At 44.8% G+C, this 23093-nt stretch carries 18 protein-coding genes and 1 pseudogene; 18 read left to right on the top strand and 1 reads right to left on the bottom strand.

The genetic code is table 11. The annotated features are described in order from the left end of the window. The first annotated feature begins 1 nt into the window (after position 1). The 11 genes from ilvC (at position 2) to yihA (ending at position 14859) form a co-directional block, all read left to right on the top strand. Positions 2 to 1030 carry a ketol-acid reductoisomerase gene (gene ilvC / locus AXI57_RS12475; RefSeq protein WP_061670266.1) on the top strand — a complete coding sequence of 343 codons (1029 nt, stop codon included), beginning with the start codon at positions 2 to 4 and terminating at the stop codon, positions 1028 to 1030. Then, the gene (locus AXI57_RS12470; RefSeq protein WP_061670265.1) at positions 1017 to 2573 is read left to right on the top strand and encodes a 2-isopropylmalate synthase; all 1557 of its coding nucleotides are present in this window, start codon (positions 1017 to 1019) and stop codon (positions 2571 to 2573) included. The genes ilvC and AXI57_RS12470 overlap by 14 nt, the downstream gene beginning before the upstream one ends. 20 nt (positions 2574 to 2593) lie before the next feature. After that, positions 2594 to 3691: a 3-isopropylmalate dehydrogenase gene (gene leuB / locus AXI57_RS12465; RefSeq protein WP_061670264.1), complete on the top strand. Its 1098-nt coding sequence runs from the start codon at positions 2594 to 2596 to the stop codon at positions 3689 to 3691. A gap of 51 nt (positions 3692 to 3742) precedes the next feature. Continuing rightward, on the top strand, positions 3743 to 5161 hold the full coding sequence (leuC, locus tag AXI57_RS12460) for a 3-isopropylmalate dehydratase large subunit (protein ID WP_061670263.1): 1419 nt from the start codon (positions 3743 to 3745) through the stop codon (positions 5159 to 5161). A 12-nt stretch (positions 5162 to 5173) separates the two neighbouring features. After that, complete coding sequence (leuD, locus tag AXI57_RS12455; RefSeq protein WP_061670262.1) at positions 5174 to 5773, top strand: 3-isopropylmalate dehydratase small subunit; 600 nt, start codon at positions 5174 to 5176, stop codon at positions 5771 to 5773. A 122-nt stretch (positions 5774 to 5895) separates the two neighbouring features. Further along, positions 5896 to 6900, top strand: a complete 1005-nt coding sequence (ddcA, locus tag AXI57_RS12450; protein ID WP_061670261.1) for a DNA damage checkpoint antagonist DdcA — start codon at positions 5896 to 5898, stop codon at positions 6898 to 6900. 216 nt (positions 6901 to 7116) lie between these two features. Continuing rightward, the gene (tig, locus tag AXI57_RS12445) at positions 7117 to 8391 is read left to right on the top strand and encodes a trigger factor (protein WP_003325210.1); all 1275 of its coding nucleotides are present in this window, start codon (positions 7117 to 7119) and stop codon (positions 8389 to 8391) included. Between the two features lie 272 nt (positions 8392 to 8663). Then, positions 8664 to 9926, top strand: a complete 1263-nt coding sequence (clpX, locus tag AXI57_RS12440) for an ATP-dependent protease ATP-binding subunit ClpX (protein ID WP_003325212.1) — start codon at positions 8664 to 8666, stop codon at positions 9924 to 9926. Positions 9927 to 10078: 152 nt separating this feature from the next. Next, the gene (gene lonB / locus AXI57_RS12435; RefSeq protein ID WP_061670260.1) at positions 10079 to 11737 is read left to right on the top strand and encodes an ATP-dependent protease LonB; all 1659 of its coding nucleotides are present in this window, start codon (positions 10079 to 10081) and stop codon (positions 11735 to 11737) included. 213 nt (positions 11738 to 11950) lie between these two features. Further along, the gene (gene lon / locus AXI57_RS12430) at positions 11951 to 14275 is read left to right on the top strand and encodes an endopeptidase La (protein WP_061670259.1); all 2325 of its coding nucleotides are present in this window, start codon (positions 11951 to 11953) and stop codon (positions 14273 to 14275) included. Further along, a complete protein-coding gene (yihA, locus tag AXI57_RS12425; protein ID WP_010789392.1) occupies positions 14272 to 14859 on the top strand; it encodes a ribosome biogenesis GTP-binding protein YihA/YsxC in 588 nt (195 codons plus the stop codon). Before lon ends, yihA begins: the two co-directional genes overlap by 4 nt. Positions 14860 to 14883: 24 nt before the next feature. On the opposite strand, the gene AXI57_RS12420 is transcribed toward yihA, so the two are convergent. Continuing rightward, on the bottom strand, positions 14884 to 15378 hold the full coding sequence (locus AXI57_RS12420) for a hypothetical protein (RefSeq protein WP_061670258.1): 495 nt from the start codon (positions 15376 to 15378) through the stop codon (positions 14884 to 14886). A gap of 228 nt (positions 15379 to 15606) precedes the next feature. On the opposite strand from AXI57_RS12420, the gene hemA reads away from it, so the two are divergent. The 7 genes and pseudogenes from hemA to AXI57_RS12385 form a co-directional block, all read left to right on the top strand. Continuing rightward, positions 15607 to 16974 (top strand): glutamyl-tRNA reductase, encoded by a 1368-nt coding sequence (hemA, locus tag AXI57_RS12415; RefSeq protein ID WP_061670257.1) that lies wholly within the window; start codon positions 15607 to 15609, stop codon positions 16972 to 16974. Positions 16975 to 16981: 7 nt separating this feature from the next. Further along, positions 16982 to 17812, top strand: a complete 831-nt coding sequence (locus AXI57_RS12410; RefSeq protein WP_061670256.1) for a cytochrome c biogenesis protein — start codon at positions 16982 to 16984, stop codon at positions 17810 to 17812. 37 nt (positions 17813 to 17849) lie between these two features. Further along, positions 17850 to 18791, top strand: a complete 942-nt coding sequence (hemC, locus tag AXI57_RS12405) for a hydroxymethylbilane synthase (RefSeq protein WP_061670255.1) — start codon at positions 17850 to 17852, stop codon at positions 18789 to 18791. After that, a complete protein-coding gene (locus AXI57_RS12400; protein WP_061670254.1) occupies positions 18781 to 19572 on the top strand; it encodes a uroporphyrinogen-III synthase in 792 nt (263 codons plus the stop codon). Before hemC ends, AXI57_RS12400 begins: the two co-directional genes overlap by 11 nt. Then, positions 19569 to 20543, top strand: coding sequence for a porphobilinogen synthase (gene hemB / locus AXI57_RS12395; RefSeq protein ID WP_003325221.1), 975 nt, complete (start codon positions 19569 to 19571; stop codon positions 20541 to 20543). The genes AXI57_RS12400 and hemB overlap by 4 nt, the downstream gene beginning before the upstream one ends. Positions 20544 to 20571: 28 nt before the next feature. Beyond that, positions 20572 to 21864, top strand: a complete 1293-nt coding sequence (gene hemL / locus AXI57_RS12390) for a glutamate-1-semialdehyde 2,1-aminomutase (protein WP_061572651.1) — start codon at positions 20572 to 20574, stop codon at positions 21862 to 21864. Between the two features lie 131 nt (positions 21865 to 21995). Then, positions 21996 to 23093, top strand: a pseudogene (locus tag AXI57_RS12385) (hypothetical protein); the annotation flags it as partial.

Below are 23093 nucleotides of genomic sequence, written 5' to 3'. Positions count from 1 at the left end.
AATGGTAAAAGTATATTATAACGGTGATATCAAAGAAAACGTATTGAATGGCAAAAAAGTAGCGATTATCGGTTACGGTTCGCAAGGACACGCGCATGCTTTGAACTTAAAAGAAAGCGGAATTGACGTTGTAGTCGGCGTAAGACAAGGTAAGTCCTTTACTCAGGCTCAAGAAGACGGCCACAAGGTATGTTCGGTAAAAGAAGCAGCGGCGCAAGCAGATATCATCATGGTTCTTCTTCCGGATGAGCAGCAGCAAAAAGTATATGAAGCTGAAATCAAAGATGAATTAACAGCAGGGAAATCATTGGTATTCGCCCACGGGTTCAACGTTCATTTCCACCAGATCGTCCCTCCGGCAGATGTAGACGTATTCCTTGTAGCTCCAAAAGGACCGGGGCATCTTGTAAGAAGAACATATGAGCAAGGCGCCGGCGTACCTGCATTGTTCGCTATCTATCAAGACGTTACAGGCGAAGCGAAAGACACTGCGCTAGCTTATGCAAAAGGAATCGGCGGAGCAAGAGCGGGTGTATTGGAAACAACATTTAAAGAAGAAACGGAAACAGATCTTTTCGGTGAGCAGGCAGTCCTTTGCGGAGGATTATCAGCACTTGTGAAAGCAGGTTTTGAAACGTTGACAGAAGCTGGTTATCAGCCTGAACTTGCATACTTCGAGTGTCTTCATGAGTTGAAATTAATCGTAGACCTTATGTATGAAGAAGGTTTGGCTGGAATGAGATATTCTATCTCTGACACTGCGCAGTGGGGAGACTTCGTATCAGGACCTCGCGTTGTAGACGAAAGTGTAAAAGAATCTATGAAAGAAGTCTTAAAAGACATCCAAAACGGAACATTCGCAAAAGAATGGATCGTAGAAAATCAAGTGAACCGCCCTCGCTTCAACGCAATTAATACGAGTGAAAACGAGCATCAAATTGAAATCGTCGGCAGAAAGCTTCGTGAAATGATGCCGTTTGTCAAACAAGGCAAGAAGAAGGAAGCGGTGGTCTCCGTTGCGCAAAATTAATTTCTTTGACACGACGCTTCGTGACGGTGAACAGTCTCCCGGCGTGAACTTAAACGCTCAAGAGAAGCTAGCCATTGCAAAGCAGCTTGAAAGACTCGGGGCAGATGTAATCGAAGCGGGGTTTCCCGCTTCATCCCGAGGGGATTTCTTAGCTGTTCAGGAAATTGCAAGAACTGTTAAGCAATGTTCAGTCACCGGGCTTGCCCGCGCTGTTAAAGGGGACATCGACGCGGCTTGGGACGCATTAAAAGACGGAGCTTTTCCAAGGATACACGTGTTTATCGCCACATCTGACATCCATTTGAAGCACAAACTGAAAATGACCCGTGATGAGGTCGTTGAAAAAGCGGTTGCGATGGTGAAATATGCGAAGGAACGCTTCCCGGTTGTCCAATGGTCCGCAGAGGATGCGTGCCGGACTGAGCTTCCATTTTTAGCGCAGATTGTTGAAAAAGTGATAGATGCCGGGGCGAGTGTCATTAACCTTCCTGATACTGTCGGTTATTTAGCTCCTGCAGAGTACGGAAAAATCTTTAAATATATGAAAGAAAACGTTCCGAACATTGATAAAGTGAAGCTTTCCGCTCACTGCCACGATGATTTGGGAATGGCGGTTGCGAATTCGCTCGCCGCAATTGAAAACGGTGCGGATCAAATTGAATGTGCCATTAACGGAATCGGTGAAAGAGCCGGAAATGCAGCGCTTGAAGAAGTCGCAGTTGCCCTCCACATCAGAAAAGATTACTACAACGCTGAGTCATCTATTACTTTAAATGAAGTAAAGCGTACAAGTGATTTGGTGAGCAAGTTGACCGGAATGGCGGTTCCGCGCAACAAAGCAGTTGTTGGAGACAATGCATTCGCCCACGAATCAGGCATTCACCAGGACGGCTTCTTGAAAGAAAAATCCACTTATGAAATTATCTCACCTGAGCTGGTCGGTGTCACGGTTGACGCTTTAGTGTTAGGAAAGCACTCCGGACGCCATGCGTTTAAAGACAGACTTGTCACTTTAGGGTTCCAGTTTGAACATGAGGAAATTAATAAATTCTTTACGATGTTTAAAGACCTGACAGAGAAGAAAAAGGAAATCACAGATGAGGATCTTGTCTCTCTTATTTTAGAAGAAAAAGTAACAGACCGCAAGATTGGCTATGACTTTCTTTCTCTTCAAGTTCATTATGGAACATCACAAGTGCCGACTGCGACTGTGTCATTAAAAAATCAAGAAACTGACGAACTGATACAGGAAGCTGCTACGGGAGCCGGAAGCGTAGAAGCGATCTATAACACACTTGAGCGCTGTATGGATAAAGATATAGAACTGCTTGATTATCGGATTCAGTCTAATAGAAAAGGCGAAGACGCATTTGCGCAAGTTTATGTGAGAGTGCTTGTTAATGGTAAAGAATCAGCTGGGCGGGGCATCGCACAGGATGTGCTGGAAGCTTCCGCAAAAGCCTATTTAAACGCAGTCAATCGCCAATTGGTCTTTCAATCTAATATGAGCGGATTAAAGAACTATACAGCTGTCGGATCGTAGCAGAAAGGAGAACGGTTAACTTGAAGAAAAGAATTGCTCTTTTACCCGGAGACGGGATCGGCCCAGAAGTACTTGAATCAGCGGTAGACGTATTGAAAAGTGTTGCCGAAAGGTTCAGCCATGAGTTTGTATTCGAATACGGCCTGATTGGAGGAGCCGCGATTGATGAACATAACAATCCTCTGCCAGAAGAAACGGTCACCGTTTGTAAAAATGCGGACGCGATTTTGCTGGGCGCTGTCGGCGGCCCAAAATGGGATCAAAACCCTTCAGAGCTTAGACCTGAGAAAGGCTTGCTCGGCATCAGAAAACAGCTTGATCTTTTTGCGAACCTGCGTCCTGTGAAAGTGTTTGATAGCCTTGCTGACGCGTCTCCTTTAAAACAGGAATACATTGATAACGTTGATTTCGTTATTGTGCGAGAGCTGACAGGCGGTTTATATTTCGGTCAGCCGAGCAAACGATACGTAAACAGCGAAGGAGCACAAGAGGCTGTAGACACTCTCTTTTATAAGCGGGAAGAGATTGAACGTGTGATCAGAGAAGGCTTTAAAATGGCCCAAGGGAGAAAAGGCAAAGTAACGTCTGTCGATAAAGCGAATGTTCTTGAATCCAGCCGTTTGTGGCGTGAAGTGGCTGAAGATGTCGTTAAAGAATTTCCAGATGTGAAGCTTGAGCATATGCTCGTCGATAATGCGGCGATGCAGCTGATCTACGAGCCGAGCCAATTTGATGTGGTCGTGACAGAAAATATGTTCGGAGACATTTTAAGTGACGAAGCTTCCATGCTGACGGGTTCTCTCGGAATGCTCCCATCAGCCAGCTTATCAAGCTCCGGTCTTCATTTATTTGAACCTGTCCATGGCTCTGCTCCTGATATCGCAGGTAAGGGAATGGCAAATCCTTTTGCGGCCATTTTGTCAGCGGCAATGCTTTTGAGAACATCTTTCGGTCTGGAAGACGAAGCAAAAGCGGTAGAAAATGCGGTAAACAAAGTACTCGCTGCTGGCAAAAGAACAAGAGATTTAACGAAAAATCAAGAGTATAGCAACACTCAGACGATTACTGAGGAAGTTAAGGCTGCGTTAGCCGGGGAAAATACAATTTCTATAGTGTGACAGCTTGAAAAATAAGCGGTCTTAGTTCATAGGTAGAGGGAGGAAATAAAGATGATGCCTCGAACGATCATCGAAAAGATTTGGGATCGGCATGTAGTAAAAAATGGTGAGGAAAAACCGGATCTTCTCTATATTGATTTGCACCTTATTCATGAGGTGACATCTCCTCAGGCCTTTGAAGGCTTGAGACAAAAAGGAAGAAAGGTCAGAAGGCCTCAAAATACGTTTGCGACAATGGATCATAATATTCCTACCGTGAATCGCTTTGAGATTAAGGATGAAGTTGCGAAGCGTCAGGTGACTGCGCTGGAACGGAATTGTGAAGAATTTGGCGTCCGCCTTGCCGATCTTCACAGCGTGGATCAAGGAATTGTCCATGTGGTCGGACCTGAGCTCGGATTGACGCTGCCGGGTAAAACCATTGTGTGCGGCGACAGCCATACATCAACTCACGGAGCATTCGGTGCACTGGCTTTTGGTATCGGCACGAGTGAGGTTGAACATGTTCTTTCCACACAGACACTTTGGCAGCAGCGACCGAAAACGCTTGAAGTCCGTGTAGATGGAACGCTTCAAAAAGGGGTAACGGCGAAGGATGTCATTCTTGCCGTCATCGGTAAATACGGCGTGAAATTCGGCACGGGATATGTCATTGAATACACTGGGGAAGTATTCAGAAACATGTCGATGGATGAGCGGATGACTGTTTGCAACATGTCGATCGAAGCAGGTGCCAGAGCAGGCATGATTGCGCCCGATGAGATTACATTTGAGTATTGCAAAAACCGCAAGTACACGCCTAAAGGCGAAGAGTTTGATAAAGCGGTAGATGAATGGAAAGCGTTAAGAACAGACCATGGTGCTGTGTACGATAAATCAATCGTCCTGGATGGAAACGAGATTTCTCCGATGGTGACATGGGGAATCAATCCTGGAATGGTTCTTCCTGTGGATTCAGAAATCCCGGCGCCTGAAAGCTTTGCGGCGGAAGACGATAAGAAAGAAGCAATCCGCGCATATGAATACATGGGTGTTACGCCTCATCAAAAAATAGAAGACATTATAGTGGAGCATGTGTTTATCGGATCATGCACCAATTCTCGCATGACGGATCTTCGTCAGGCCGCCGAAATGATCAAGGGCCAAAAGGTATCTGATAAAGTCAGAGCAATCGTTGTTCCCGGCTCCCAAAGCGTAAAGCTGGAGGCTGAGAAAGAAGGGCTTCATCATATTTTCCTGGAAGCCGGGTTTGAGTGGAGAGAGTCAGGATGCAGCATGTGTTTAAGCATGAATAATGATGTTGTCCCTGAGGGAGAACGCTGTGCGTCGACATCCAACCGCAACTTCGAAGGAAGACAGGGGAAAGGCGCCAAAACTCATCTCGTCAGCCCGGCAATGGCTGCTATGGCCGCCATTCACGGCCGCTTCGTTGATGTAAGGAAGTATTATCAGGAAAAAACAGTTGTGTAAGGAGTGCGCGAGATGGAACCTTTAAAAACCCATACAGGAAAAACGGCCGTATTAAACCGAATTAACGTGGACACGGACCAGATTATTCCGAAACAGTTTTTGAAAAGAATTGAAAGAACGGGTTACGGCCGATTTGCATTTTTCGACTGGAGATACTCAGCTGACGGAGAGCCGAATCCGGATTTTGAATTAAACCAGCCGGCTTACCAGGGAGCATCCATTTTAATAGCCGGAGAAAACTTCGGCTGCGGATCATCACGCGAACATGCTCCATGGGCGCTTGATGATTACGGCTTTAAGATTATCATCGCACCGTCATTTGCCGACATTTTTCATCAAAACTGCTTTAAAAACGGTATGTTGCCGATTCGTATGCCATATGAAAACTGGAAGGAACTCGCCGGTCAGTATGAAAATCAGTCTTTGACAATGACTGTTGATCTTGAAAATCAGCTGATTCATGACAGCGAGGGGAACGAGATTTCCTTTGATGTTGATCCGCATTGGAAAGAGATGCTTGTAAACGGACATGATGAAATTTCATTAACGCTTTTGCTTGAAGATGAAATCAATCAATTTGAAACGAAAAGAAGTTCTTGGCTTCAAGCCTGAAAAAAAGCTGCCCGACATTTGATCGGCAGCTTTTTTTATCAATGACAAGCCTTTCCTTTCTTGTGTTTATGAACGTGTGTTGTTACACTTGAAAAAAATAAGTGCCTGAAAGGAATATAGGTATGACGCATGACAAGAAAAACGCAAAGATTATTCCTTTTCCTAATCTGAAAGACCGGCTTGTGGATAAGGGAATGGCTGCTTTGAAGGAAAAAAAGTATCAGGAAGCCCTTCAGCTGTTTTCAGAAGCCATGCACTATGAAGATAAAGAATCCGATCTTCATTTAGGAATGGCTATCTGTTTTTTAGAGCTTGGCGAACTGGAAGATGCAAAAAACGTGTGTGAGAAAATGCTGAAAGAAGGATACGGCCATTATTTTACCGTTTTACAGGTCTACATGACCATTTTGATTCAGCTAAAGCAATATGAAGAAGTGAAAAGCACGATTGAAGCCGTTCTGGAAGAAAATCAGCTTCCGGCGGAAAGCGCAGAACAGTTTTATAAGCTGCTTGATTTCAGCCGGAAAATGACTGATCCGGAGCGTCAGGACGAGGCCTGGGCTGAAGAAGACGAGGACGGCCTGGACACAGAGAAACTGTTATCAAGCCCTGAGGAACAAATGAATTTGATCCATTCATTAAAAGACCGCAATCTGGCCAGCCATACAGGACTGTTAAAAACAATCCTTCAGGATCCCGCCGCGCATCCGGTCATCAAAACAATGATTCTCCATTTAATGGCGGAGCATGACTATAACAAACCGGTCCATATCACCAAGTTTGGCGAATCCATGACGACTCTTCCGAGCGAAGCTGTACAGCCTGAAGCCGCGCCTATTTTACACCGTGTGCTCCGCTTGCTTGATGAGACGCTCGGAAATGAGAATCCGACCCTTTACGCTGCCGTTGAGGAGCTGTGGAGAAGGCATCTGTACGTTTTATATCCGTTTCAGCCCAAATTGCTTAGTGCCGACCTGTGGGCGGCTGCTCTGCATAAAGTCGGTTATGAGCTGCACGGAATTGAAATTGACAGAGAAGAACTGCACATGATGTATGAGTTCACCGACAGAGAACTTGAAGAAGCGTGTAAGATGATCAAAGATATTGAAGAAATTTCTTATTTGTAAATCGCGCCATATAGTTGAAAGCGTTATGTGTTATGTTATAATATAATGGTTGTATTTGTGTATAACGGGTTAAAGAATAGGAAATATGGTTGGACAGGCTTTCATTGTACATAATGATTCTGATCTTTAGCAGCTTTGTTTTTGTTGGACGAAGCCGTTACATTGCTTTAGAATGGAGAACCGACACAACCTGAATAGATTTTTGGAGGGAAACACATGTCTGTAAAATGGGAAAAACAAGAAGGAAACGAAGGCGTTTTAACGGTTGAAGTTGATGCTGAAACGTTTAAAACAGCTCTTGATGATGCATTTAAAAAAGTAGTGAAGCAAGTATCAATTCCAGGCTTCCGTAAAGGAAAAATTCCTCGCGGATTATTCGAACAGCGCTTTGGCGTTGAAGCTCTTTACCAAGATGCTTTGGATATTTTACTTCCTGTAGAATACCCTAAAGCAATTGAAGAAGCGGGTATCGAGCCTGTAGACCGTCCGGAAATCGACGTTGAAAAAATCGAAAAAGGCGAAAGCTTGATCTTCACTGCTAAAGTGACTGTTAAACCTGAAGTGAAGCTTGGCGATTACAAAGGCCTCAACGTTGAAAAAGATGAAACGGCTGTAACTGACGAAGACGTCCAAAACGAATTGAAAGCACTTCAAGAGCGTCAAGCTGAGCTTGTCGTAAAAGAAGAAGGCACTGTAGAAGAAGGAAACACAGTTGTTCTTGATTTCGAAGGATTCGTAGACGGAGAAGCATTCGAAGGCGGAAAAGCTGAGAACTACTCACTTGAAGTTGGTTCAGGCTCATTCATTCCTGGTTTCGAAGAGCAGCTTACAGGCCTTGAAGCTGGCGCTGAAAAGGATGTTGAAGTGACATTCCCTGAAGAGTACCATGCTGAAGACCTTGCCGGAAAGCCTGCTGTTTTCAAAGTGAAAATCCATGAAATCAAAGCAAAAGAACTTCCTGAGCTTGATGACGAGTTCGCAAAAGACGTAGACGAAGAAGTTGAAACTCTTGCTGAATTGACTGAAAAAACAAAGAAACGTTTAGAAGAAGCGAAAGAAAACGAAGCTGACGCTAAATTGCGTGAAGAGCTTGTTCTGAAAGCTTCTGAAAATGCTGAAGCTGACGTGCCTCAGGCTATGATTGACACTGAGCTTGACCGCATGATGAAAGAATTCGAACAGCGTCTGCAAATGCAAGGTATGAACCTTGAGCTTTACACTCAATTCTCAGGACAAGACGAAAACGCGTTAAAAGAGCAAATGAAAGAAGATGCTGCAAAACGCGTAAAATCTAACCTGACTCTTGAAGCAATCGCTCAAGCGGAAAATCTTGAAGTAACAGATGAGGAAGTAGATGCTGAGCTTACTAAAATGGCTGAAGCATACAACATGCCTGTTGAAAACATCAAACAAGCGATCGGTTCAACTGACGCAATGAAAGAAGATTTAAAAGTTCGCAAAGCAATTGATTTTCTTGTAGAAAACCGCTAAGATGGTGCATAATAATAGTTATAACAAAACAGGGCGCGAATAATTCGTGCCTTGTTTTGTACAATTATGATATATCTCTTTTTCTTGGGGCAAGATAGTTAATGCCGGGCTGTTTTTTGTCATACATATAGAATGTGCAAGTAAGAAACACATCGTTACCGTCTTTTTGGAAAGTATGGTAAAATGCAATACATACTCGATCGTTTCAAGAATCATTTTCTTTTGCTCTTCTGGTAAAAGAAAAAAGTGAGACAAGATTAAGGGGTGAAAGAATGTTTAAATTCAACGAGGAAAAAGGACAATTAAAATGCTCGTTCTGCGGAAAAACACAGGACCAGGTTCGTAAGCTGGTTGCCGGACCTGGTGTTTATATATGCGACGAATGTATCGAGCTCTGCACGGAGATTGTAGAAGAGGAACTCGGAACAGAAGAAGAAGTGGAATTTAAGGACGTTCCGAAGCCGCAGGAAATTCGTGAAATTCTCAACGAATATGTTATCGGACAGGAACAAGCGAAAAAATCACTGGCTGTTGCGGTTTATAACCACTACAAGCGTATCAACTCTAACAGCAAAGTGGACGATGTCGAGCTGTCAAAAAGTAACATTTCAATGATCGGACCGACAGGAAGCGGTAAAACCCTTCTTGCCCAAACACTGGCCCGTATATTAAATGTACCGTTTGCCATTGCTGACGCTACATCATTAACGGAAGCCGGATATGTCGGTGAAGATGTTGAAAACATCCTATTAAAGCTCATCCAAGCAGCCGATTATGATGTCGAAAAAGCGGAAAAAGGCATTATCTATATTGACGAAATTGATAAAGTTGCAAGAAAATCTGAGAATCCGTCTATTACACGTGATGTGTCCGGTGAAGGTGTGCAGCAGGCATTGCTGAAAATCCTTGAAGGCACAGTGGCAAGCGTGCCGCCTCAAGGCGGACGTAAACACCCGCATCAGGAGTTTATCCAAATCGACACAACAAACATTCTGTTTATTTGCGGCGGTGCCTTTGACGGTATCGAACAGATCATTAAACGCCGTTTAGGCCAAAAAGTGATCGGATTCGGATCGGATAACAAAGTTGCAGATCTGGAAAAAGAAGAACTTCTCTCAAAAGTACTTCCTGAAGATTTGCTTCGTTTCGGGTTAATTCCTGAATTTATCGGTCGTCTTCCAGTCATTGCAAGCCTTGAACAGCTTGACGAAACAGCGTTGGTTGAAATTTTAACTAAACCGAAAAACGCTCTTGTCAAACAATATAAGAAAATGCTTGAGCTTGATGACGTTGAGCTTGAGTTTGAAGAAGACGCTTTAGCTGAAATTGCCAAAAAAGCGATCGAGCGCAAAACAGGCGCGCGCGGACTTCGTTCTATTATTGAAGGCATCATGCTTGATGTAATGTTTGATCTGCCTTCCCGTGATGATATCGAAAAATGTGTCATCACCGGAGCAACAGTGGCAGACGGTGAAGCGCCGCGTCTTGTGTTAAAAGACGGCACAGTTATTAATGAAGATAAAACATCTGCATAATGCGTCTAAAAAGCCTCCTGAGTGGTGACATTCAGGAGGCTTTTTTCTCGTGTAAACTCTTCTCAAAAACGTTTATTCAGCTCTTGTCTGGGAGATACTAGCAGGCAGAGGAATAAATTGATACATAAATCGTTTTTTCAGGAGGGACCATCATGAGTTGGACAGGGATCGCATTATTTATACAGCTGTTTTTTGGGATTGTCATCGGATTATATTTTTGGAATTTGCTGAAAAACCAAAGGACACAGAAGGTTACAATAGATAAAGAATCGAAAAAGGAGATGGAGCAGCTGCGTAAAATGCGCTCTATCCGCTTATCGGAGCCTTTATCAGAAAAAGTTCGGCCTAAAAGCTTTCAGGATATTGTCGGACAGGAAGATGGGATTAAAGCTTTAAAAGCTGCATTGTGCGGGCCTAATCCGCAGCACGTTATCATCTACGGGCCTCCGGGCGTCGGCAAAACAGCAGCAGCCCGTCTTGTGCTGGAAGAAGCAAAAAAACATAAACAATCACCCTTTAATGAACAAGCTGTTTTTGTAGAATTGGATGCGACGACAGCCCGTTTTGACGAAAGGGGAATTGCAGATCCGCTTATCGGCTCAGTGCATGATCCGATTTATCAAGGAGCGGGTGCAATGGGGCAGGCCGGAATTCCGCAGCCGAAGCAGGGGGCTGTGACGCATGCCCACGGTGGGGTGCTGTTTATTGATGAAATTGGTGAGCTGCACCCTATTCAAATGAATAAAATGCTCAAGGTGCTTGAGGATCGCAAAGTGTTCTTGGACAGCGCTTATTACAGTGAAGAGAATACGCAAATCCCCAATCACATCCATGATATTTTTCAAAACGGGCTTCCGGCTGATTTTCGCCTTATTGGGGCGACAACGAGAATGCCGAACGAGATTCCGCCGGCGATTCGTTCCCGCTGTTTAGAAGTGTTTTTCCGGGAACTTGAGAAAGACGAGCTGAAAGCAGTTGCGAAAACCGCGGCAGATAAGATTCAAAAAGACATTTCTGACAAGGGGCTTGATTTATTAACGAGCTATACACGAAACGGGCGGGAAGTTGTCAATATGATTCAAATCGCTGCCGGTATGGCAGTCACTGAAGAACGGAAAGACATTACCATTGAAGATGTTGAATGGGTCGTCCATTCCAGTCAGCTGACTCCTAAACACGAACAGAAAATCGGTTCCGCCCCGCAAGTCGGGATCGTAAACGGACTTGCTGTTTACGGACCTAACAGCGGCTCATTGCTCGAAATTGAAGTGAATGTAACAGCTGCTCAGGATAAGGGATCAATTAACATCACCGGGATTGCGGAAGAAGAAAGCATCGGCAGCCAGTCAAAATCAATTCGCCGGAAAAGCATGGCGAAAGGCTCAGTGGAAAACGTGTTAACCGTTCTCCGCACAATGGGAATCAAACCGACGGATTATGATATTCATATCAATTTTCCCGGCGGCATTCCGATTGACGGACCTTCCGCGGGTATAGCGATGGCGGCGGGGATTTTTTCTGCGATTCATAAGATTCCGATCGACAATAAGGTTGCGATGACAGGAGAAATCAGCTTGAACGGGCTTGTAAAGCCAATCGGCGGTGTAATTCCTAAAATTAAAGCGGCGAAACACTCCGGTGCACAGAAGGTCATTATTCCTTATGACAATAAGCAGTCGATTCTCAAACAAATTGATGGCATCACTATTATAACGGTCAAAACGTTCCAAGAGGTGCTGGATGCGGCGTTGATTGATCCGCCTTCTGAGCAAAAACCATTTCCCATCGAAATCAATAAAGAATCCGTTTAACCCTATTATAATAATAGGGTTTTTTTCATGAAGGTCATCTTTTCCTTTTTCAGATTAGAAAGAAAGGGTATACTACGAGGAGACTGCTTTTTAGAAAATCGAACCGGATGGATACATGTTGTCAATTTCGGAACTATGAAATCCTGGAATTGTACAAGGATGAAAAAGTTGTATTATAATGGTTCATACTAAAGTCACGGAGGTGTCAGTCACATGGCAGAAGAATTAAAACGCAGCATCCCGCTCCTCCCTTTAAGAGGCTTATTGGTGTACCCGACGATGGTTTTGCATTTAGATGTGGGCCGTGATAAGTCGGTTCAGGCTCTTGAACAGGCAATGATGCATGATCATATGATATTTTTAGCCACTCAGCAGGATATTTCTATAGACGAACCGGGTGAAAATGAAATTTTTACTGTCGGCACCTATACAAAAATCAAACAGATGCTGAAACTTCCGAACGGAACAATCCGAGTTCTGGTTGAGGGGATACAACGCGCGCAAATCACTGAATACACGGAACTGGAAGAGTATACAACAGTTGATATTCAGCTCATTCACGAAGATGATTCGAAAGACGTAGAAGACGAAGCCTTGATGCGTACCTTGTTGGATCATTTTGACCAGTACATAAAAATTTCTAAAAAAATATCGGCTGAAACCTATGCCGCTGTTACTGATATTGAAGAGCCCGGCAGAATGGCGGACATCGTCGCTTCGCATCTTCCGCTGAAATTAAAGGACAAACAGGATATTTTAGAAACGGCTGCTGTAAAAGACAGGCTGAACAAAGTAATTGATTTGATCAATAATGAAAAAGAAGTGCTTGAAATTGAGAAGAAAATCGGCCAGCGCGTCAAACGGTCGATGGAGCGCACGCAAAAGGAATATTATTTGCGCGAACAGATGAAGGCGATTCAAAAAGAACTTGGCGATAAAGAAGGGAAAACGGGCGAGGTCCAAACCTTGACAGAAAAAATTGAACAAGCGGGCATGCCGGACCATGTCAAAGAAACGGCGCTGAAAGAATTAAGCCGTTACGAAAAAGTCCCGTCCAGTTCCGCGGAAAGCTCTGTGATCCGCAATTATATCGACTGGCTTATTGCGCTCCCTTGGACGGATGCGACAGAAGATAAGCTTGACATAAAAGCAGCCGGTGATCTTTTAGATGAAGAGCATCACGGACTTGAGAAAGTAAAAGAACGGATTTTGGAATACTTAGCCGTTCAGCAGCTGACAAAATCATTAAAAGGTCCGATTCTTTGTCTGGCGGGACCTCCGGGAGTCGGGAAAACATCTCTGGCAAAGTCCATTGCAAAAAGCATGGGCCGCAGCTTTGTGAGAATCTCGCTTGGCGGTGTTCGTGATGAATCAGAAATCCGCGGACACAGACGAACTTATGTCGGTGCGATGCCGGGGCGTATTATTCAGGGAATGAAAAAAGCCGGCAAGCGGAATCCGGTTTTCTTGTTAGATGAAATTGATAAGATGTCTTCGGATTTCAAAGGCGACCCTTCGTCTGCTATGCTTGAAGTGCTGGATCCGGAACAAAACAGCACATTCAGTGATCACTACATCGAAGAAAACTTTGATTTATCGAAAGTTCTTTTTATCGCAACGGCTAATAATCTGGCAACGATTCCGGGCCCTCTCAGAGACAGAATGGAAATCATCAATATATCAGGATACACTGAAATAGAGAAGCTTGAAATTGTAAAAGATCATTTACTGCCGAAACAGCTTAAAGAGCACGGGCTGAAAAAAGGAAACTTGCAAATACGCGATCAGGCGATTCTTGATATCATCCGTTACTATACGAGAGAAGCAGGGGTCAGAAGCCTTGAACGCCAGCTTGCCGCAATTTGCCGTAAAGCTGCCAAATCAATTGTAGCAAAGGAAAGAAAGCGGATTACGGTGACTGAAAAAAATCTTCAGGATTTTATCGGCAAACGGATTTTCAGATACGGCCAAGCGGAAAAGGAAGATCAGGTGGGAGTAGTCACGGGATTGGCCTACACGACGGTCGGAGGAGACACGCTGTCCATTGAAGTATCGTTATCACCTGGGAAAGGCAAGCTCATTTTGACCGGAAAGCTTGGGGATGTGATGAGAGAATCGGCACAGGCGGCATTCAGTTATGTCCGTTCAAAAGCTGAAGAGCTCGGAATCAAACCTGATTTTCATGAGAAATATGATATTCACATCCATGTTCCGGAAGGAGCGGTACCTAAAGACGGGCCGTCAGCGGGAATAACAATGGCCACAGCGCTTGTTTCCGCTTTAACAGGGCGCCCGGTATCCCGGGAAGTCGGGATGACAGGAGAAATTACGCTGAGAGGCCGCGTGCTGCCGATCGGCGGACTGAAAGAAAAAGCGCTCGGCGCACATCGTGCGGGTATAACCACAATCATTGCGCCGAAAGACAACGAAAAAGATATAGAAGACATACCCGAAAGCGTCAGAGAAGGGTTAACCTTTGTGTTAGCGTCACATCTAGACGAAGTTTTGGAGTATGCTTTAGTGGGAGAGAAAACATGAAAGTAACAAAGTCAGATATCGTGATCAGCGCAGTAAAACCGGAACAGTACCCTGAGGGGGGCCTTCCGGAAATTGCGCTGGCCGGAAGATCAAACGTAGGAAAGTCATCTTTTATCAATTCATTAATCAATCGTAAAAATCTTGCCAGAACATCATCTAAACCGGGAAAAACACAAACCTTGAATTTTTATATCATAAACGATGAACTTCATTTCGTGGATGTACCTGGTTATGGCTTTGCCAAAGTCTCAAAAACAGAGCGTGAAGCGTGGGGCAGAATGATTGAAACCTATATCACCACACGTGAGGAATTGAAAGCAGTGGTGCAGATCGTTGATTTGAGGCACGCCCCGTCAGCAGATGACGTGTCAATGTATGATTTCTTAAAGCATTATGGCATTCCTGTGATTATTATCGCTACGAAAGCGGACAAGATTCCGAAAGGGAAATGGGATAAACACGCAAAAGTGGTCAGACAAACGCTTAATATCGAGCCGGAAGACGAGCTGATTCTGTTTTCCTCTGAAACGAAAAAGGGGAAAGATGAAGCGTGGGGAGCCATTAAAAAAATGATAAACCGGTAGAGAATTTCTCTGCCGGTTTTTTATTTATCGTATAGTTTTTTTTCTTTTTATTAATAATAACAATAAACTGATCGCAATAAACACAAACGGCCAGTACTCTTTAAAAAGCGCCGTCGGGATGTGCGCAGAATCAAGCCAAGCTGTAATCTGTTTAAAAAAGTACAGAAACAGGGAAAAACAAATCATCGAAACGGCTTCATATACATATTCTTTTTTTTGAATGGTTGACGCAAGCAGAGAGAAGCCAATAACGAATATGATCATTTCAAAATCGTCCGGCCACCAGTCTAATGACGGTTTCGCGAAAAAGTGCAAACCGATTCCGAAAAGAACCATGCCAATAAAGAAATGAGAGGCTGCCGCTTCTTTTTTACCTTGATAAATAAACGCGGCGCCTAATAGCATAAGAAGAACGGGCCATTGATCCTGGCCTGAAAATAATTCTAATTGACCGCTTTGAAGCCATGCGTATAATGACGAGGCCAGCAGCAGACAAGGAATTAAAATTGATTTTTTCATTGGATCACCTTCTTGTTTGTTGAGCGGATTTTTGGTAAATCTCTGCTGTTTTTGGTATTTTCAATAGGAACCTGCTTCCTTCGTGAAGCTTTTTATAATATAGCATAACATTTTTGAAATCTGTTCACATTTTCTAAAAGAAACTATGTTATAATCATTATAAATAATGAATTCTATGTTAGAATGATTATAAATAAAAGTTGGGTGTTGGGGGTGCAATAAAAGGCTATGCATATTCTTGTTGTGGGAGTAGATTATAAATCAGCCCCAATTGAAATACGTGAAAAAGTAAGTTTTCAGCCGGATGAGCTGGCAGAAGCGATGCTTCAATTAAAAGAAGAAAAGAGCATCCTAGAAAATATCATTGTGTCGACCTGCAACCGCACTGAAATTTATGCGGTCGTGGACCAGCTTCATACCGGCCGTTATTATATAAAAAGATTTTTAGCCGAGTGGTTTGGGCTAAGCAAAGAAGATCTATCGCCGTTTTTAACCTTTTATGAAAGCGATGCGGCTGTAGAGCATTTATTCCGGGTGGCCTGCGGACTTGATTCCATGATCATCGGCGAAACACAGATTCTCGGTCAAGTTCGTGCGAGTTTTAAGGCGGCCCAAGAAGAGAAAACGATTGGCACCGTTTTCAATGCGCTGTTTAAACAGGCTGTAACGGTGGGCAAACGGACTCATGCTGAAACAGACATCGGCTCAAACGCGGTTTCAGTCAGTTATGCTGCCGTTGAACTTGCAAAGAAAATCTTTGGCTCTCTTTCCGGGAAGCACATTTTAATTCTCGGTGCGGGAAAAATGGGCGAGCTGGCCGCTGAAAATCTTCACGGGCAGGGAATCGGCAAGGTGACAGTCATTAACCGAACATATATGAAAGCAAAAGAACTTGCAGACCGTTTTTCCGGAGAAGCGCAAAGCTTGAACCAGCTTGAAAGCGCGCTATCAAAAGCCGATATTTTAATCAGTTCTACTGGTGCGAATGATTTTGTCGTGTCAAAAGAAATGATGGAACGGGCGAATAAACTTCGAAAAGGGCGTCCGTTATTTATGGTGGATATCGCTGTGCCGAGAGACCTTGATCCTGCTTTAAGCGATGTCGAGGGCGTTTTCCTTTATGACATTGACGACCTTGAAGGAATCGTCGAAGCCAACTTGAAGGAGCGCCGTGAAACAGCTGAAAAGGTTGAACTGTTTATTGAAGCGGAGATTGTTGAGTTTAAACAATGGCTGAATACACTCGGTGTGGTTCCGGTCATTTCGGCGTTGCGAGAAAAGGCGCTTTCCATTCAATCAGATACAATGAACAGCATTGAACGAAAGCTGCCCCATTTGAGCACGAGAGAGAAGAAATTGCTGAATAAACATACAAAAAGCATTATTAATCAAATGCTCCGTGATCCGATTTTGAAAGCGAAAGAGCTTGCGGCTGAGGCTGATTCAGAGGAAAAGCTTGCTTTGTTCATGCAAATTTTTGATATTGAAGAAGCATCAGGGCGGCAAACGGAGAAAAGCGCGGATGGCCGTCAACCGGTCCATACGTTTAAACAGGCTGAATCAAAAGCGGGCTTTGCCCCACTTGTAAGTGAGTGAAGGCTCAATGATTGATACAGCAATGGCAAGACTTAATGAGGGCACCATTGTCATTTATGCACTTAGCGTACTCTTTTATTTTATAGACTTTCTTCAACACAACCGGAAGGCTGGAAAAATGGCCTTCTGGTTGCTTTCTATTGTCTGGACTCTTCAAACTGTCTATCTTACTTACTTTATGTGGGTGACAGGAAGGTTCCCGGTCTTAAATGTGACAGAAGCCCTTTATTTTTACGCGTGGGTGCTTGTCACCTTGTCTCTTGTGCTGACAAAGCTTTTGCGTGTGGACTTTATTGTGTTTTTTACTAACGTTATCGGATTTTCTATGATAGCCATTCATACGTTTTCACCGACGGAGCAACATTCTGCGGCTTTTTCCGGACAGCTTGTCTCGGAGCTTTTGGTTATCCATATTACAATGGCGATCCTCTCGTACGGGGCCTTTTCGCTTTCCTTTGTGTTTTCAGTGCTTTACCTATTTCAATACAATTTGTTGAAAAAGAAAAAGTGGGGAAAATGGCTGCTGAGGATTGAGGATTTATCAAAGCTCGATTATATGGCATATGTTCTGAATGTCATCGGGGTTCCGATGCTTTTGCTGAGCTTGATTCTCGGCGTAATTTGGGCATATGTCTCGATTGAAACGCTATATTGGTTTGACGCCAAGGTGATGGGCTCGTTTATCGTGCTGCTTTTATACAGCTACTACTTATATATCAGATTGATTAAAGAGCTTCAGGGAAAAGTAGCAGCGCTGTGGAATACTGCTTGTTTTCTCGTGCTGATGATTAATTACTTTCTGCTCGGAAGCCTGTCGCAATTCCATTGGTTCAGCTAAAATAACGGTTCCCAAACAGATTCGGGAGGAAAGATAAATGAGAACGATTAAGGTAGGTTCCAGACGGAGCAAACTCGCGATGACCCAAACAAAATGGGTGATTAAAAAACTGGAGGAAATAGAACCCTCCTATACATTTGAAATTAAAGAAATTGTGACGAAAGGCGACCGTATCCTTGATGTCACATTGTCAAAAGTGGGCGGCAAAGGGCTGTTTGTGAAAGAAATCGAGCAAGCGCTTTTGAACGAAGACATTGATATGGCGGTCCACAGCATGAAGGACATGCCGGCTTCACTGCCGGAAGGTCTTACTATCGGGTGTATCCCGAAACGGGAGGACCCGCGTGATGCGCTGATATCAAAACGTCATCAAAAACTTTCTGACATTAAGGAAGGCGGAGTGATCGGCACAAGCAGTCTGAGAAGAAGCGCTCAGCTGTTAGTCGAGCGTCCGGATCTTACAATTAAGTGGATTAGAGGCAACATAGATACGAGGCTTCATAAGCTGGAAACAGAAGATTACGATGCGATCATTTTAGCTGCCGCCGGTCTGTCCAGAATGGGCTGGAAGGATGATGTCGTCACGGAATTTCTCGAGCCGGAGCGCTGTCTCCCTGCTGTCGGCCAAGGCGCGCTTGCGATTGAGTGCAGAGAATCGGATGAAGAGCTGCTGCGGCTGTTCTCTCAATTTACCGACGAATATACAAAACGCACTGTATTAGCCGAAAGAGCCTTTCTGAATGCAATGGAAGGCGGCTGTCAGGTTCCGATCGCCGGTTATGCGACAATAAATGATCAAGATGAAGTTCAGTTAACAGGGCTTGTGGCTTCACCTGACGGAAAAACGATTTTCAAAGAGAAGGTGGCTGGAAACGATCCAGAAGAAATCGGCAAACGTTGTGCGGCGCTTATGTCGGATAAAGGAGCCAAAGCATTAATCGATCGTGTCAAACAGGAGCTTGATCAGGATGCGGAGTGATGATCTTCCTTTAGAAAGAAAGACCGTGCTTGTCACCCGCAACAAAGCGCAGGCGGCTTCGTTTCAACAGAAAGTAGAGGCGCTCGGCGGATCGGCTGTTTCAGCTTCGCTTATTACATTTCAGAAAGCTTTACCCAATGAATATGCAAACAAGCTTCAAAAGGATCTTTCTGAACCGGGCTGGCTTGTCTTTACCAGTGTAAATGGCGCTCAATTCTTTTTTTCCTACCTGAAGGAAAACGGACTGCCTCATCCGGCGCAGAAAAAGATTGCCGCTGTCGGCGAGAAGACGGCCAGGTACTTGCAAACCCGTGATGTAACGGTGGATGTAATGCCGGATACATATATTGCGGAGTGCTTGGCTGATACATTAAAGAAGCATGCATTAATAAGTGATCGGGTCACGGTCATAAAAGGCAATTTATCACGGGGTGTGATAAAAACAGAGCTGGAGCCTCTTGGCTTTCAGGTCAGAGAATGGGTGTTGTACAATACCGTTCCCGATGAACAAGGCATAGCTGAGCTGAGACAAGCTGCTGGCCGTTCTTCATTTGATTATATTACATTTACAAGCTCATCCTCTGTGCATACATTTATGCACGCGCTGGGAAATGGAGAAAGAGTCTGGGAGAATGACAGGACGAATTATATCAGCATCGGCCCTTTAACACAGGAGGCACTGATGCAGTACGGCATTTCGTCTCATATCCCCGAAACATTCACGGTAGAAGGAATGCTGACATTGATGTGCAGCATGTCAAGAAAGGAAGGATTAAGATGAATCAAACGTTTAACAGACACCGCCGTTTGCGCGCAAACGCAAGTATGAGAGAATTAGTAAAGGAAACACGTTTGCACCCGTCGGATTTTATTTATCCGATTTTTGTCGTGGAAGGGCTTGAGGGAAAAAAAGCCGTCCCTTCAATGCCGGACGTTTATCACGTATCATTAGATATACTGAAGGACGAAATGGCTGAGCTTGTCAATCTCGGCATTAAGTCTGTCATCGTTTTCGGAATCCCGGAAGAAAAAGACAGCTGCGGCACTCAGGCTTTCCATGATCACGGAATTGTGCAAAAAGCCATTGCCGAAATCAAAAAGCATTTTCCTGAGCTTGTCGTCATCGCTGATACTTGTTTATGTGAGTATACGGATCACGGGCATTGCGGCCTTGTCAAAGAGGGGGAAATTCTGAATGATGAATCGCTTGAGCTGTTAGCGCAAACCGCGGTAAGCCAAGCTAAAGCGGGTGCGGACATTATTGCGCCATCAAACATGATGGACGGCTTTGTCGCAGTTATCAGAGAAGCGCTCGATCAAGAAGGATTCGTCAATATTCCGATCATGTCTTATGCTGTAAAATATTCAAGTGAATTTTACGGCCCGTTCCGTGATGCGGCTGACAGCACACCGCAATTCGGCGACCGTAAAACGTATCAAATGGATCCTGCCAACCGTCTGGAAGCGCTTCGTGAAGCGGAATCAGACGTTGCCGAAGGCGCAGACTTTTTAATCGTCAAGCCGTCTATGTCTTATTTAGACATCATGCGTGACGTGAAAAATCAATATAACCTGCCGCTTGTGGCTTATAATGTAAGCGGGGAGTATTCGATGGTGAAGGCTGCGGCACAAAACGGCTGGATCAAAGAAAAAGAAATGGTGTTAGAAATTTTAACAAGCATGAAGCGTGCAGGCGCGGACCTTATTATGACGTACCATGCAAAAGACGCAGCCAAATGGCTTGCGGAGTAATTATTTCATTTGACGGGAGTTGAGGCAGATGAGAAGCTATGAAAAATCAAAAGCCGCTTTTAAGGAAGCTCTAAAACTAATGCCGGGCGGGGTGAACAGCCCTGTGCGCGCCTTTAAATCTGTGGACATGGACCCTATCTTTATGGAGCGTGGAAAAGGATCAAAAATCTTTGACATTGATGGAAACGAATATATTGATTATGTCCTGTCTTGGGGTCCTTTAATTCTTGGGCACACAAACGATCAGGTTGTGGAAAGCCTTAAAAAAGTGGCAGAATACGGGACGAGCTTCGGGGCATCGACAGAGGTGGAAAATGAACTTGCGAAGCTGGTCATAGACCGTGTGCCTTCATTGGAAATCGTTCGGATGGTCAGCTCGGGAACCGAAGCGACTATGAGTGCACTCCGTTTGGCAAGGGGTTATACGGGAAGAAATAAAATTCTCAAATTTGAAGGATGCTACCACGGGCATGGCGATTCTCTGCTTATTAAAGCGGGTTCCGGTGTAGCGACGCTCGGTCTGCCTGACAGCCCGGGGGTTCCGGAAGGCGTGGCAAAAAATACAATTACTGTGCCGTACAATGATATGGAAAGTGTTAAACTTGCTTTTCAAGAGTACGGTGAAGATATCGCCGGTGTCATCGTTGAGCCGGTAGCCGGAAATATGGGGGTTGTTCCTCCGCGTGAAGGCTTCCTTCAAGGGTTGCGCGATATCACTGAACAGCACGGCTCGCTGTTGATCTTTGATGAAGTCATGACTGGATTTAGAGTGGACTACCAGTGTGCGCAAGGCTATTTTGGCGTGACGCCTGATTTGACGTGTTTAGGCAAGGTCATCGGCGGCGGCCTTCCAGTCGGCGCATATGGCGGAAAAGCGGAAATCATGGAGCAGATTGCACCAAGCGGTCCGATTTATCAGGCCGGCACGTTATCAGGCAACCCGCTCGCTATGACCGCGGGACTTGAAACGTTAAAGCAGCTCACTCCTGACTCCTATAAAGCATTTATCAAAAAAGGCGACAGACTGGAAGAAGGCATTTCAAAAGCGGCTGAAACTTACGGAATTCCGCATACGTTTAACCGCGCCGGTTCGATGATCGGTTTCTTCTTTACTAACGACCCTGTTGTTAACTATGAGGCAGCCAAATCATCTGATTTGAAGCTGTTCGCCAAGTATTATAAAGGAATGGCAAACGAAGGTGTGTTCCTCCCGCCATCACAGTTTGAGGGACTCTTCCTGTCGACTGCGCATTCTGATGAAGACATTGAAAAAACAATCCAAGCGGCTGAAAAAGTATTTGCTGATATCAGTCGGGCGTAAGCTATCAAAACCGGTATAAGGCCTTCCTTGTACCGGTTTTTTCTGTATTCCCCATTCATATTTCCCCCCCTTCAGACATACACCTTTAGTGACATCTAATTTTAAGGATTAGGTGAAAGGAGGATATGAACTTGCCGCAAAATCATCGTTTGCAATTTTCTGTAGAAGAATCAATCTGTTTCCAAAAAGGACAGGAAGTTTCTGAATTGCTTTCCATTTCATTAGATCCTGATATTAGGGTGCAGGAAGTAAATGATTACGTATCAATCAGAGGATCGCTAGAACTTACAGGTGAGTACAACATAGATCAAAGCAGAGATTTTGAAGAACTGATTACGGAAAAGAGGTTTGTAGAGGAAGTCAGGACCAGAGAGGACGGAACGGCAGAGCTGACCCATTGCTTCCCTGTTGACATCACCATTCCGAAAAATAAAGTGAGCCATTTGAATGATGTGTTTGTGTTTATTGATGCGTTTGATTATCAATTATCGGAGTCACGCCTTTTAACCATCCAAGCTGATTTAGCCATTGAGGGTCTGCTTGATGAAAATGAGATCAGGCAGCCTGAAGCTCCTCTGTATGCTGCGCCGGAATTTTTGCAGGGCAAAGATGAGGATAACCATACATCTGAGTCGCCGTCACTAAATAATCGAGAGCCAGAAACTGATGAAAATCAAGCGGAAGACTCCCCCCCGCCAACTCCCGAAGCTGTACTTCGTCAAGAGTCGGAAGAAGCAGAAGAGAATGCAGCGGAAGATTTGGCATCGCTCGCCCCAGAAGCGGGTCTGCATCTAGAATCGGAAGAGGCCGCGCCGCCGGTGCCAGAAGCAGAGCTGCGCCAAGAGGCCGAAGCAGAAAAGCAGGCAGGAGAAATCACTGCCGCGCCGCCAGAAACAGCACTGCGTCAAGAGCTGGAAGAAACAACGAAAATGAGTGCAGCGGAAGAGGCCTCGCCGCCGGTTCGAGAAGCAGAGCTGCACCAAGAGGCCGAAGCAGAAAAGCAAGCAGGAGAAATCACTGCCACGCCGCCAGAAGCAGCACTGCGTCAAGAGCCGGAAGAAACAGCGGAAATGAGTGCAGCGGAAGAGGCCGCGCCGTCAGTGCCGGAAGCAGAGCTGCGCCAAGAGGCCGAAGCAGAAAAGCAAGCAGGAGAAATCACTGCCGCGCCGCCAGAAACAGTACTGCGTCAAGAGACTGAAGAAACAGCGGAAATGAGTGCAGCGGAAGAG

It is taken from the genome of Bacillus atrophaeus (genome assembly GCF_001584335.1).
In the GTDB taxonomy this organism is placed as follows: domain Bacteria; phylum Bacillota; class Bacilli; order Bacillales; family Bacillaceae; genus Bacillus; species Bacillus atrophaeus.
This window is presented reverse-complemented; position numbering and strand designations above follow the sequence as displayed.

Excerpts from the sequence above, each read along its gene's own strand:
- ilvC (WP_061670266.1), top strand. The coding sequence starts at position 2 with ATGGTAAAAGTATATTATAACGGTGATATCAAAGAAAACGTATTGAAT.
- leuC (WP_061670263.1), top strand. The coding sequence starts at position 3,743 with ATGATGCCTCGAACGATCATCGAAAAGATTTGGGATCGGCATGTAGTA.
- leuD (WP_061670262.1), top strand. The coding sequence starts at position 5,174 with ATGGAACCTTTAAAAACCCATACAGGAAAAACGGCCGTATTAAACCGA.
- ddcA (WP_061670261.1), top strand. The coding sequence starts at position 5,896 with ATGACGCATGACAAGAAAAACGCAAAGATTATTCCTTTTCCTAATCTG.
- tig (WP_003325210.1), top strand. The coding sequence starts at position 7,117 with ATGTCTGTAAAATGGGAAAAACAAGAAGGAAACGAAGGCGTTTTAACG.
- clpX (WP_003325212.1), top strand. The coding sequence starts at position 8,664 with ATGTTTAAATTCAACGAGGAAAAAGGACAATTAAAATGCTCGTTCTGC.
- lonB (WP_061670260.1), top strand. The coding sequence starts at position 10,079 with ATGAGTTGGACAGGGATCGCATTATTTATACAGCTGTTTTTTGGGATT.
- lon (WP_061670259.1), top strand. The coding sequence starts at position 11,951 with ATGGCAGAAGAATTAAAACGCAGCATCCCGCTCCTCCCTTTAAGAGGC.
- yihA (WP_010789392.1), top strand. The coding sequence starts at position 14,272 with ATGAAAGTAACAAAGTCAGATATCGTGATCAGCGCAGTAAAACCGGAA.
- AXI57_RS12420 (WP_061670258.1), bottom strand. The coding sequence starts at position 15,378 with ATGAAAAAATCAATTTTAATTCCTTGTCTGCTGCTGGCCTCGTCATTA.
- hemA (WP_061670257.1), top strand. The coding sequence starts at position 15,607 with ATGCATATTCTTGTTGTGGGAGTAGATTATAAATCAGCCCCAATTGAA.
- AXI57_RS12410 (WP_061670256.1), top strand. The coding sequence starts at position 16,982 with ATGATTGATACAGCAATGGCAAGACTTAATGAGGGCACCATTGTCATT.
- hemC (WP_061670255.1), top strand. The coding sequence starts at position 17,850 with ATGAGAACGATTAAGGTAGGTTCCAGACGGAGCAAACTCGCGATGACC.
- AXI57_RS12400 (WP_061670254.1), top strand. The coding sequence starts at position 18,781 with ATGCGGAGTGATGATCTTCCTTTAGAAAGAAAGACCGTGCTTGTCACC.
- hemB (WP_003325221.1), top strand. The coding sequence starts at position 19,569 with ATGAATCAAACGTTTAACAGACACCGCCGTTTGCGCGCAAACGCAAGT.
- hemL (WP_061572651.1), top strand. The coding sequence starts at position 20,572 with ATGAGAAGCTATGAAAAATCAAAAGCCGCTTTTAAGGAAGCTCTAAAA.